A 12,098-nucleotide genomic window follows, 5' to 3' on the forward strand; every position below is an offset into this window, starting at 1 on the left:
TCTCCTCAGCCCAGCGTGGCGGTGGCATCCATCGTGAGCCAGCCTTCGTGGTCACGCCCCCACAGCCGCACGCTCTTGCCGTCGGCTGAAGGCTGCCCGTGGATCGAGAACGGGTTGACGTCGAACGTGGGCCGGACCGCCTTGAACTCAAATTTGCGCACCGTGGCGTCGGGCATGTGCCGGCGCAACAAGTCCATGAGCAGCGTGGCGATCAAGGGGCCGTGCACGATGAGGCCCGGGTAGCCCTCGACCTCCGTGACGTACTTGCGGTCGTAGTGAATGCGGTGCCCGTTGAACGTGAGGGCCGAATAGCGGAACAGCAGCACGTCGTCGGCGACGATGCGGCGCACCCACGCGAATTCGGCGGGCGCTGCCTGCGGCGGCGGAGCCACGTCGGCCGGCGTCGGCGCCGCGCGATAGACGATGTTGTGGTGCTCGGTCAACGCCACGCCTGCAGAACCGTTGCGGCGAAGTTCATGGCGCACCTTCACGAAAACCAGGCTGCCGGTGCGGCCGCTCTTTTCCGTCACATCAACGATGGTTGAGGTGCGCGCGAGCGCGTCGCCGACACACAGCGGCTCGTGGAACTCGAAATCGCTGCCGGCCCACATGCGGCGCGGCAGCGGAACGGGCGGCAGGAAGCCGCCTCGCCGCGCATGGCCGTCCGGGCCGATCTCCGATTGCGCGTGGATCGGCAGGAAATACAGCCAGTGCCAGAGGTAGGGCAACGGCGTGCCGGGCGCGGGGCGCGAGGTGTCGGCGCGGTCGAGCGTGGCCGACAGCGCTGCGTACGGCGTGGCGGTGGCGGTGTCTTCCACTGTTTCGCTGCGGCCTGTCCAGTCTTGCAAGTTCATGCGCGTACCCTCCTTTCAGTGAAACTTGCGCGACTCAGTCGAGCTTGATTTTTGCGGTCGCCACAACGCCCTTCCAGCGCGTGACTTCCTTTTGCACCAGGGTTTTGAGTTGCGCAGGCGTGCTGGTTTCAACCTCGGCTCCCTGGTCTTCAATGAATTTCTGTACGGTTTTTTCGGCCAGTACGCGATTGATCTCCTGGTTCAGCCGGTCAACCACCACCTTGGGAGTTTTAGCGGGGGCGAACATGGCGTACCACTGCGACATGCTGACGTTGGGAATTCCCTGCTCGGCCAGCGTCGGAACGTCGGGCAAGACGGGAGATCGCTTGTCACCGGCGATGCCGAGCGCCTTGAGCTTGCCGCCCTTGATTTGCGGGTACGCGGTAAACAAGCTGGGAAACATGTATTGCGTGATGCCGGAGATAGTGCTCATCACGGCGGGCGCTGAGCCTTTGTGGGGAATTCCGATCACGTCCACCCCTGCGGACAGCTTGAACAGCTCGCCTGCGATATGCGGTGCGGTGCCGTTCCCCGCCGTCGCGAAGCTGAAGCTGTCGGGTTTGGCCTTGATGAGCTGCACCAGTTCTTTGGCGGTCCTGGCCGGCACTTCCGGGCTGGCGACCAGCACCGTCGGAGATGCCGCCACCATGCCGATGGGTTCAAAATCGGTGACCGGGTCGTAGCGCAGCTTTTGCAAGGCCGGGTTGATGCCGTGGGTAGCGATGTAGCCGAACATCAAGGTGTAGCCGTCCGGCGCGGCGCGGGCCACGAACTCGCTGGCAATCGCGCCGTTCGCCCCGGCCCGGTTGTCGACGATGACCGGTTTGCCGAGCCGGGCGCTGAGTCCCTGGGCCAGGACGCGCGCCATCGCGTCGTTGGCGCCGCCGGCGGAGGTCGGCACCACGATGGTGATCGCTTTTTCGGGCCAATTTTTTGGCGTCGCCGGACTGGTCGCCGCCATGGAGAAGCCGGCTGCCAGTGGCAGCAAGCTCAGCATCAGCAAAGTCCGGACGTGGTGTTTCGGCAGCATGGTTTGTCTCCTGTGGATGTTCTGGTTGCCGGATCTTCGGCGAATGAAGGGAATCCGTGAAGTGCAACTTTTGCTAGTATTGGTGCATGGCACGCATCAATTTCGATTTACAGCAACTCGAAGCCTTCGTGGCGGTGGCCGAGCGCGGGAGCTTTCGCGCAGCAGCCGACCATATCCATCTTTCCCCACCCGCTTTAAGCCGGCGCATCGACAAGCTCGAGACCATCCTGGGCGCGCGGCTTTTCAACCGCACCACGCGAGAGGTCGAACTGACGGCCCTCGGTCACGTTTTTCTTGATCGCGCACGCGCCGCGCTGGACGACCTCGAGTCCGCCATGCTCGGCATCACCGACATCGCCGGCAGCCGGACCGGCCGGGTCACGGTGGCCTGCGTGCCTTCCGCGGCCATCCATTTCCTGCCCACGGTCGTGAGCTCTTTCTCCGAACGCTACCCGCTGATCCGCGTCCGTGTGATTGACGAAGCCGCCGGCGCGGTGATGGCCAGCGTAGTGTCGGGCGAGTCGGACTTCGGCATCAGCTTCATGGGCAACCAGGTGCCCGGGGTGGACTTCGAGCCGATCCACACCGACCCCTTCGTGGTGGCCATGCCGCGCCGCCATGCACTCGCCGGCCGCAAGACGCTGTCCTGGAAGAACCTGGAAACCGAGCGCCTGATCGCGGTATCGCGTACCAGCGGGAATCGGCAACTGCTGGACGACGCGCTGGCCAAGGCGGGCATCAACCCTTCATACCGTCTCGAGGTGAGCCACATCGCGACGCTGCTCGGCATGGTCGAAGCGGGGCTCGGGCTTGCGGCGGTACCGCGCCTGGCCTTGCCGAAACGGCATCCGTCGATCATCGGCGTTGCGCTCGTCGCCCCGGCGGTGTCGCGTGTCCTCGGCCTCACCACCTTGCGTGGCACGACGCTGCGCGCACCGGCAAAGATGTTCTACGACTACCTGCACACGGCGCTGAAAGAGCGTCGCTAAGGCAGGTGCCAGAGGCCGGCACTGGTGCAAGCCAGGCGCCAATGCGGGGCAGCATTTGCCGCTCTATACAGGTTGTGATGAAACTCGAGCGCCACGAGCGATGGGTAGTGGAGCAACTCCCGCGCCCACCTCTGCCTTCCACCCGAACGAGGAGCAGCCAGCACGGCGGCGCGAGCCGAAAGGATCGGCTGCGCCTGTTGCCATTCGTCTGCCAATTTGGTTATTATGAATAACTATTATTGCAGCTCCGTAGCAACCAGTAGAAAGGGCGTATGACCTATAAACCCGCTGTGCAAGATACGCAATTCATTCTTTTCGACGTGCTGGACGCGGGTGGCCAATTGCGACCGATCGAGTGCTTCGCCGATGCCGACAACGACCTGCAGCGGCAGGTTCTGGAGGAAGCGGCAAAGTTCGTCGCCGAGGTTGTGGCGCCGCTGAATGCGGCGGGTGACAACCCCGGCTGCCGCTTCGATGCGGGCGTGGTCACAACGCCTCCGGGATTCGCATCGGCCTACAAGGCCTTCTGGCAGGCCGGTTGGCCCGCGCTTTCCTGCGCACCCGAACACGGCGGGCAAGGCCTGCCCTGGGTGCTGGAAGGCGCGCTGTACGAATGGCTGAGTGCCGCCAACCATGGCTGGACCATGGCGCCCGGCCTCCTGCACGGAGCTTACGAGTGCCTGGCCTATCACGGCAGCGACGAACTGAAAGCGGCCTACCTGGGGAAACTGGCCTCCGGCGAATGGCTGGCCACAATGTGCCTTACCGAAGCGCATGCCGGCAGCGATCTCGGACTGGTGCGCACCCGCGCGACGCCGAAGCCGGACGGCAGCTACCGTGTTAACGGCAGCAAGATCTTCATTTCCGGTGGTGATCACGATCTCACCAGCAACATCCTGCATCTCGTCCTCGCGCGCCTGCCGGATGCACCTGCCGGCCCCAAAGGCCTGTCGCTGTTGCTCGCCCCCAAGCTGCTGGCGGACGGCAGCCGCAACCATGTCTACTGCGATCGCATCGAAGAAAAGATGGGCCTGCACGGCAACCCCACCTGCGCCATGCGCTTCGATGATGCGACAGCCTGGCTGATTGGCCAGCCGGGCGAGGGCCTGAACGCAATGTTCGTGATGATGAACGCGGCGCGTTTGCACGTGGCGCTGCAGGGCATCGGCCTGCTCGACGCCGCATGGCAAAAGGCCGATGCCTATGCGCGTGAGCGCAGGCAGATGCGCGTGCCCGGACCACGCACCAGCACCGAGCCCGCCGACTTCATCATCGGCCACCCGGCGATGCGCCGCCTGCTGGACACGCAGCGGGCCTGGATCGACGGAGGGCGCGTGCTGGCTTACCAGACAGGACTCGAGCTCGACATCGCCAGGCACCACCCTGACCCCGCCCGTCGTGAAAGGGCACAGCAATGGTGCAGCCTGCTCACACCCGTGTTGAAAGCTGCCTTCACCGATCAGGCTTTCCACGGCGCCAGCGAATGCCTGCAGGTTTTCGGTGGCCATGGCTACATCCGCGAATGGGGAATCGAGCAGACTGTGCGCGACTCACGCGTGACCATGATCTATGAGGGCACCAACGAGATCCAGGCCATCGACTTGCTGGTCCGCAAGGTGATACCGGACGGCGGCAAGACGTTGCGGCAGATGTTCCAGGTCCTGCAGGAGGGCCTGGACGACGGGCGCGCGAACGAGAAGGCTGTATTGAGCTGTTTCGTCCGCCTGGAGGTGACGACCGCAGCATTGATCAAGGCCGCGGGTGCGGCGCCCCAGTTGCCCTATTGGGTCGCTGGCGACTACCTGCGCGCGGTGGCGCTGGCGCTGCTCGGTTGGGCTTGGGTGCGAATCTGCAACACGCCTGACGCGCAGGGCCATGAGCGCTGGCAAGGCCCGGGTGAAGCGTTACGGCGCTGGGTGATGCCTGAGTTCGATATGCGGCTGGGCATCATCGAAGATGAAATCAGGCGCCGGGATTGACCGGCCTTTCATGTGGACGGGGCGACACCGGATCGACGGTCAACCCCAGCATGCCCTGGGCGTTGAGAGATCAGATCTTCCGCACGCCTTGGGCAGCCTGCTAGTTCTGAACCCCGCGACCACCCAAGGTGCGCTGCGCATCGTTTTCGAGCGCGATGGCCTCGTCGAAATGGCGAAGGCCGATGTCGTTGAGAACCCGTTTGAAGCTGGCTGCCACCGCCGGCTGAAGCAACGCCAGCCTGGCGCCAATTTGTCGGGAAGCCGATTCGAGTTCCTGGTCGGGGACCACTTTCCAGACAAGACCCCAGGCCATCGCCTGCGCGGGTGAGAACTCCTCGCCCAGTAGCATCAGCGCCTTGGCGCGCGCCACGCCTGCATAGGCAGATAAGGTGACGGTCAATCCACCCGTCACAAAAACCCCGAGGGAGGACTCCGGCAGCTTGAAGCGGGTGCTTTCTCCCGCGACCACAATGTCCGCATTGAGCATCCACTCGAAGCCGGCGCCGACTGTCCAGCCATGAACCGAAGCAACCACCGGCTTGGACAGAGACACGAGCGCTTTGGCCACACCCTGCACCAATACCAGATCGTCTTCCGTGGGTGGACTGCTGACGTCCCTCCCCGCGCAGAATGCCCGGCCGTTGCCGCGCAGAAGGAGCACCCGGACGGTATCGTCGCGCGAGGCCAGCTCAATAGCGGCAAGAAGCGCACGCGCAAGCTCGTTGTCAATGGCATTGAGCTTGTCGGGGCGGTTCAGGGACACGGTCATGATGCCGTCCACGGACTCGATCAGCAGCTTGGGAGTTGTCATGGGTGTGATTCTGAACCGGGAAGCCATCAGCGAACGTATAAATTTCCGATCCAATGTTTTTTTGGCCAGACCGTACGCATATCAGCCCGAGGGAGCGGCGGCTTCGCTGCCTGAAGTGAGCGTCCACCAAGCCTCGCAGTGCTATTCCGCGCAATTAAAGTCGTAAACACGGACCTAGGATTCATGCGGTTTTGCGGCGTTAAAAAAACAACCGGTAAAGCTGAAGTCGTAAACACCTTCACAAGCAGTTAGTCGAGTTGTACTTCAAGCTGGCACTTCATTGTTACTCCCCAAAACGATCGAATCGCAACTCGCTCGGCTCGCGGCTTAGTTTTGATGACCCCTCTGGTCCAGTCCGAGGGCTCACTCCATAACTGGGTCGAATGTCGACGGAGTCAACAACACGGCGGCATTGAATGTCACCGTGCGTTGGGCACCGCGATATCTGATGCCGTCCGCGGGATTGCTAGGGTTTATACGAGTGTATAAGTAATTTATACGGATGTATATTTCATCCTACCAAATCTCTGGATCGAGCAACATGACCAAGCCCCGTGCAAGCAATCGCCCCACCCGCAGCTCCAGCGAAGACTCAGCCGACGCCGCCGTGCTGACGCCGGATCGCAAGCGCAACATCTTGTTGGCCGCTGAACGCCTGTTCGCAGAGCGTGGTTTTCATGGCGTGTCGATTCGCGAGATTGCCGATGAAGCCGGCGTGCAGTTCGCTCTGGTGGGCTACTACTACGGTCCAAAGATGGACCTCTATCACGAGATCTTTCGCCAGCGGGCGGGGTATATCCAGCAGCGGCTCGACTCCCTGGCCCAGGCGCAGAAAACCACGCCGGGCGAGCAATTGCTGGAAGAAGTCGTCAAGGCATTCGTGCTGCCTGTGCTGCAGGTGGCCCGGCAACCCGAGGGGCGAAATTTCATGCGACTCATCCAGCGCGGCATGGTCGAGCAGCTCAAGGAGGACGAGGCCCTGATCCGGGACATGTTTGATCCGCTGGCTCATGCCTTCATTGACGCGTTTACCGCCGCCATGCCGGGTGCCACGCGAGGCGCAGCGGCATGCTGCTACCAGTTTGCGCTGGGCTCTTTGCTGCATCACGTCAACGACAGGCGCATCGAAGGCCTGTCCCGCGGTGAGTTCGCGGCCTGCGCACCCGAAGCGGAGCCTTTGATCGTGCGCTTCATTAGCAGCGGTATCCGTGGCGTGCTTGCCACCCCGATCCATTAAATCGCCGCCTTCACTCTTCACGAATCTCTGGCCATGTTTCGCCTTGATTTGAAGCGTCCCCCCTGAGTTTTCCGGCCTGCGCCGCGCAGCGCAGCGTCCTTCCCTTTCCCACACATTCCTCCGGACGGCCAAAGCTGGCTTTGACGACCGGTGGATCAACACACCCTAAAAAAATGGAGCGAGACAACATGAAGACAATTTTTCTTTTCGCCGCCACGGCGACCGTGCTACTGGGAACGCAGATTGCCCGGGCACAAAGCAACGTCACGGTGACAGGCGTGCTGGACTCTTACGCGGGCAGTCGCCAACTCAGCGGAAGTCCGCGATCGACGCGGGTCGATAGCGGTGGCTTGACGACATCACAACTTACTTTTCAAGGCGTCGAAGATCTGGGCGGAGGCTTGAAGGCCGAGTTCGTCCTAGGTATGTTCCTGCGGGTGGATACCGGGGAATCAGGTCGCGCCACAGGTGACCCGCTATTTGCGCGCAACAGCTATGTCGGCCTGAGCGGCGGCTTCGGCACTTTGCGCCTGGGGCGGCAAACCACGGGTAATTTCCTCAACTTCATACGAACCAACTCTTTCGGTGACTCCTCCACGTTTGGTCCGACTTTTGTTCAGACATGGGTTGCGGCAGTCGCGCAAGGAAGCCAGTTCATGACGCCCGGCGCACCGCCGACAAGCCGTTCCTTGACCGGCGCCCTGGGCACCACCGACAGCACCTGGAACAACGCCATCGGCTACATCAGTCCCAATCTTGGAGGCGTCACTGTGATGGCGCAATGGGCCCCCAGTGAAGTCGCAGGCGTCGGCAACCGCGCGGGCCTCAGTGCGTTTTATGCCAACGGCCCCTTGACTCTTGGCCTGGCCACGGAACAGATAGGCAATGCCTCCGTCCCGCCGTCGGGCCCTGCCGCCGCGGTTCTGGCCAAGCAACGCACCTGGCATGCGTCGGGCGCCTATGCTTTCCCCTTCGGACGCATCAGTGCCGGCTATCTCGACACCAAACGGGACTATGCTGCCATCGTGGACGACAGCATCCGAACCTGGCATCTTGGAGCAAACATTCCCGTCGGTGCAGGCAGCGTGCTGTTTCAAACGGCCCACAGCAAGCAAACACCTGACACCGGAGCGGCCGTGACGCGCACCACCACCAGCGTGGGTTACGACTACAACCTCTCCAAGCGCACCGACGTTTATGCCATTGTGATGAACGACAGGTTCACCGGAAATGCTTCAGGCAACTCGTACGGCGTCGGCATTCGCCACCGTTTCTAGGCATCGACACAGGAGCCACATCATGTTCACCCGACGCGACTTCACCCAACTCGCCGCAGGCGCCATAAGCGCCGCCGCCTTTCCACAAATTGGCCGCGCCCAGGCCTCCTCACTGAACCTGGCCAAAATCATTACCGGCTTTCCTCCGGGCGGCACGCTGGACGTGCTGGCCCGGCGAGTGGCCGACAAACTGAGAGGCAACTACGCTGCCACCGTGTTGGTGGAAAACAAGCCAGGCGCCGCCGGACAGATCGGCGTTCTCACACTCAAGGAAGCCAACCCCGACGGCAGCACGCTGCTGCTTACGCCTTCGTCCATGCTTTCGATCTATCCATTCACTTATCCCAAGCTGCAATACACCGTTGAGGACGTATCCCCCGTCTCGGTAGGAGCCTATATCAACCACGGGCTTGCGGTGGGGCCGGCCGTGCCCGACAGCGTCAAGACACTCAAGGATTTCATTGCCTGGGCCAAGGCCAACGATATCAAGGCGAATTTCGGAAGTCCCGGTGCCGGCTCCATGCCGCACTTGATCGGTATCCTGCTGGGGAAAGTCGCCGGCGTGGATCTCCGGCACATTCCCTACCGCGGCTCGGTACCGGGTGTGCAGGATTTGCTGGGTGGGCAAATTTCATCATTCGTGGGCCCGATCGGCGACTACCTCCCCTACATCAAAACCGGCAAGCTGCGTGTACTGGCGATCTCGGGAAAAACGCGCTCACCCTTTCTGCCCGAGATACCCTCGCTGCGTGAACTCGGCCACCCCTTGACGGTGCGCGAATGGTACGGCTTCTTCCTTCCCGGCAAAGCCAGTCCTGATGTCGCGCGCCGTGCCGCCGCTTATCTGCAACCTGTATTGGCGCAAGCCGACCTGGTGGCTTACGGCAGGCAATTCGGGCTGGAAGTTGAATCCTCCACCGCACCTGCATTGGCCGAACTGCTCCACGCGGACACCCAGGAATGGCGGCGATTGATCAAGCAAACAGGCTTCACCGCCGAGTCCTGACCCTCGCAGCGCCGCACGGCGTGCCCCTGATACCCCACGGAGCTTCCCATGCCAAGAAAGTTTGTTGACCTGTCCATTTACCTCGAAAACGATGTCGCCTCTGATCCGCCCGGCCTGGAGCCGCGGATCACCTATTTCACGCATAACAACACCTATGAGCAGATCGCGCCTTTCTTCCCGGGCCTGAAAAAAGAGGACCTGCCGGAAGGGGAAGGCTGGGCCGTTGAACTGGTGCAGCTTTCCACGCACAACGGTACTCACCTGGATGCGCCCTACCACTTCCACTCCACCATGGACCAGGCGCTGGATGGGAAAAAACCCGCGATTGCCATTCACGACGTGCCACTGGAGTGGTGCTTTCAACCCGGCGTGAAACTCGACTTTCGCGACAGGCCTGATGGGTATGTGGTGACGGCAAACGATGTTGAATCAGAGCTCGCACGCATTCGGCACACGCTCAAGCCGCTGGAGATTGTCGTGGTGAACACCCGGGCCGGATCCCGCTACGGCCAACAGGACTACGTCGCCGCGGGCGTTGGAATGGGTTATGAAGCCACCATGTATCTGCTCGAGCGCGGCATCCGCCTGACCGGCACCGACGCGTGGAGTTGGGACGCGCCCTTTGTGCACACGGCAAAGAAGTACGGCGAGACCAAAGATGCGTCACTGATTTGGGAGGGCCACAAGGCTGGCCGGGATATCGGCTATTGCCATCTGGAGAAGCTGCACAACCTGGAAGTCCTGCCTTCAGATGGATTCTTTATCAGCTGCTTTCCACACAAAATTCGTGGCGCCTCGGCAGGGTGGACCCGCGCGGTGGCAATTTTTGACGATGCCTTGATGGCTACCGTCTGAGGCATTGCCATGGACCTGAACCACACCCACGCACTAACTACCCAAAGCTGGCTTGAAGAGGCCAACGGCCACACGGATTTTCCTATCCAAAACCTGCCCTATGCGGTTTTTCGCCGACAGGGCAGCGCAGAAGCCTATCGCGGCGGAGTGGCCATCGGCGGGCAAGTCGTGGATCTCGCGGCGTTGAGCCGCAGCGGTGTGCTGCACGGTTTGGCCCTGCAGGGATGCCAGGCTTGTACCTTGCCCGTGCTCAACGATTTCATGGCACTCGGCCCAGGCGCATGGCGCAGTTTGCGCCACGCCTTGTTTGCCTTGCTGCGCGAAAATGCGACCGCCCCGCAGCAGGAGGCCATACGCGCCTGCCTCGTGTCCCAGGCTATGGTGGAGTACCGGGTGCCATCGCGTATTGCAGATTACACGGACTTCTACACATCCATTCACCATGCGCGCAATGTGGGTCGCATTGCCCGGCCGGACAGTGATCCGCTCACGCCCAACTTCCAATGGCTGCCAATCGCGTATCACGGACGCGCCTCAAGCGTGGTCATCAGTGGTACGCCGTTTCGCCGCCCCATGGGGCAGATGATGCCGCCGGGCGCAACCGAGCCGATATACGCTCCTTGCGGCAGGCTCGATTACGAACTGGAACTTGGAATCTTTATCGGCCCGGGCAACGCCATGGGCGAGCCTATCCCGATCGCGCAGGCCGAAGAACACATCTTCGGCGTCTGCCTGCTCAACGACTGGTCTGCCCGTGATATTCAGTTCTGGGAAATGGCGCCGCTCGGCCCGTTTCTGGGAAAGAATTTTTGCACCAGCATCTCACCATGGATTGTGAGCATGGAGGCACTGGCGCCTTTCAGGTTGCCATTTTCCCGTCCTGCAGGTGACCCTCAGCCTCTGGCTTATCTGAACAGCCCTGCCAATCTCGCGGGCGGCGTGCTCGACATTCAACTTGATGTGCTGATCGAAAGCAGCCCGCACCGCGCCGCGGCTCAGGCTCCCACCCGTGTGTCCCGCACCAGTTTCAAGCACCAGTACTGGACTTTCGCCCAGATGGTCGCGCAACACAGCATGGGCGGCTGCAACCTCCAAAGCGGTGACCTTCTGGGCAGCGGCACCATCTCGGGCCCGGCACATGGCGAGGAAGGCGCCATCATCGAGATGACCAAGGGCGGACTGGCCCCCCTGACCCTCGGCAACGGAGAGCAACGCGCCTTTCTGCACGATGGCGATGTCGTCACCCTGCGCGGTTGGTGCGAGAAACCTGGCGCTGCAAGCATTGGCTTTGGTGAGTGCCGCGGCGAGGTGCTTCCCGCGTTGCTCAATTAGGTCATAGATCAAAGTGCGACGGAATTCAACCTTGCGGTATACAGTACGTTGGGCGGCACAAGCGCTTACGACTTTGAACCACCAGTAGCGTCGATAGAGGAGCATTACCGTGACATCAGAAGCGAACAAACTCACCATGCAGCGATTTGTTGAGTTCATCAACACCGCCAGTGAAACATTGGCTGAAGAACTCATCTCGCCAAACGCGATCTTTCATGTGCCGGGAAGTCCGGAGCCAATGCGAGGCCCGGCCGGTTATCTCGCAATCATTGGAATGATGCGTGGGGGGTTCCCCGACATCCAGTGGACCCTGGAAGAAATGGTGGCCGAGGGTGACAAAGTGGCCGCCCGGTTCATTATGCGCGGCACACATCAAGGAACGTTCTTCGGTGTTTCACCTACAGGGAAGAAAATCGTGGTGCAGGCCATGAACATCTACCGGCTCTCCAATAGTAAGTTCGTCGAAGAACGCGGCCAGCCCGATATGCTTGGCTTGTTACAGCAAATCGGTGCTGTACCGTCGCACTGAGCGTCTCAAGTGCTGCCGGAGCGAGTTTCGGCCTGTACGCCTTGAGATCTCGCGGATGGACATCTGATCCCTCAATGCCCAACGCCTGATGACATTCAATGTCGCCACGTTTATCACTCCTAAATTCCCCCTTCTTTTAAAACAAGCAGAGTAGTGCCTACGTGGGTCAGTTTTGGATGGAAATTACTGCGATAAGTGG

At 61.4% G+C, this 12,098-nt stretch carries 11 protein-coding genes and 1 pseudogene; 8 read left to right on the plus strand and 4 right to left on the minus strand.

Going from position 1 to position 12,098, the window contains the following annotated elements:
* Nucleotides 1-5: 5 nt before the first annotated feature.
* Both AC1DYQ_RS07155 and AC1DYQ_RS07160 read right to left on the minus strand, forming a co-directional pair.
* A complete protein-coding gene (locus AC1DYQ_RS07155; RefSeq protein WP_477686196.1) occupies nucleotides 6-854 on the minus strand; it encodes an HTD2 family dehydratase in 849 nt (282 codons plus the stop codon).
* A gap of 34 nt (nucleotides 855-888) precedes the next feature.
* A complete protein-coding gene (locus AC1DYQ_RS07160) occupies nucleotides 889-1,884 on the minus strand; it encodes a Bug family tripartite tricarboxylate transporter substrate binding protein (protein ID WP_477686197.1) in 996 nt (331 codons plus the stop codon).
* Between the two features lie 86 nt (nucleotides 1,885-1,970).
* Here AC1DYQ_RS07160 and AC1DYQ_RS07165 point away from each other — a divergent pair, with 86 nt between their 5' ends.
* Both AC1DYQ_RS07165 and AC1DYQ_RS07170 read left to right on the plus strand, forming a co-directional pair.
* Nucleotides 1,971-2,873: a LysR substrate-binding domain-containing protein gene (locus AC1DYQ_RS07165; RefSeq protein ID WP_477670003.1), complete on the plus strand. Its 903-nt coding sequence runs from the start codon at nucleotides 1,971-1,973 to the stop codon at nucleotides 2,871-2,873.
* 272 nt (nucleotides 2,874-3,145) lie between these two features.
* Nucleotides 3,146-4,852 (plus strand): acyl-CoA dehydrogenase family protein, encoded by a 1,707-nt coding sequence (locus tag AC1DYQ_RS07170; protein WP_477686198.1) that lies wholly within the window; start codon nucleotides 3,146-3,148, stop codon nucleotides 4,850-4,852.
* Between the two features lie 100 nt (nucleotides 4,853-4,952).
* Here the strand turns inward: AC1DYQ_RS07170 and AC1DYQ_RS07175 are convergent, their stop codons facing one another.
* Nucleotides 4,953-5,663 (minus strand): enoyl-CoA hydratase/isomerase family protein, encoded by a 711-nt coding sequence (locus AC1DYQ_RS07175; protein WP_477686199.1) that lies wholly within the window; start codon nucleotides 5,661-5,663, stop codon nucleotides 4,953-4,955.
* Between the two features lie 541 nt (nucleotides 5,664-6,204).
* Between AC1DYQ_RS07175 and AC1DYQ_RS07180 the strand changes: the two genes are divergently transcribed.
* From AC1DYQ_RS07180 to AC1DYQ_RS07205, 6 genes are all read left to right on the plus strand, one after another.
* Nucleotides 6,205-6,900 (plus strand): TetR/AcrR family transcriptional regulator, encoded by a 696-nt coding sequence (locus AC1DYQ_RS07180; protein ID WP_477686200.1) that lies wholly within the window; start codon nucleotides 6,205-6,207, stop codon nucleotides 6,898-6,900.
* A gap of 188 nt (nucleotides 6,901-7,088) precedes the next feature.
* Nucleotides 7,089-8,177 carry a porin gene (locus AC1DYQ_RS07185; RefSeq protein ID WP_477686201.1) on the plus strand — a complete coding sequence of 363 codons (1,089 nt, stop codon included), beginning with the start codon at nucleotides 7,089-7,091 and terminating at the stop codon, nucleotides 8,175-8,177.
* A 22-nt stretch (nucleotides 8,178-8,199) separates the two neighbouring features.
* Nucleotides 8,200-9,183 (plus strand): tripartite tricarboxylate transporter substrate-binding protein, encoded by a 984-nt coding sequence (locus tag AC1DYQ_RS07190; protein ID WP_477686202.1) that lies wholly within the window; start codon nucleotides 8,200-8,202, stop codon nucleotides 9,181-9,183.
* 48 nt (nucleotides 9,184-9,231) lie between these two features.
* Entirely contained in the window at nucleotides 9,232-10,038 is an 807-nt protein-coding gene (locus tag AC1DYQ_RS07195) for a cyclase family protein (RefSeq protein WP_477686203.1), read from the plus strand.
* A 9-nt stretch (nucleotides 10,039-10,047) separates the two neighbouring features.
* Nucleotides 10,048-11,370, plus strand: coding sequence for a fumarylacetoacetase (gene fahA / locus AC1DYQ_RS07200; RefSeq protein WP_477686204.1), 1,323 nt, complete (start codon nucleotides 10,048-10,050; stop codon nucleotides 11,368-11,370).
* 109 nt (nucleotides 11,371-11,479) lie between these two features.
* Nucleotides 11,480-11,899 carry an ester cyclase gene (locus tag AC1DYQ_RS07205; RefSeq protein WP_477686205.1) on the plus strand — a complete coding sequence of 140 codons (420 nt, stop codon included), beginning with the start codon at nucleotides 11,480-11,482 and terminating at the stop codon, nucleotides 11,897-11,899.
* 3 nt (nucleotides 11,900-11,902) lie between these two features.
* Here the strand turns inward: AC1DYQ_RS07205 and AC1DYQ_RS07210 are convergent.
* A pseudogene (locus tag AC1DYQ_RS07210) lies at nucleotides 11,903-12,016 on the minus strand (XRE family transcriptional regulator); the annotation flags it as partial.
* Nucleotides 12,017-12,098: the final 82 nt, after the last annotated feature.

Source organism: Polaromonas sp. P1_F4 (assembly GCF_056405675.1).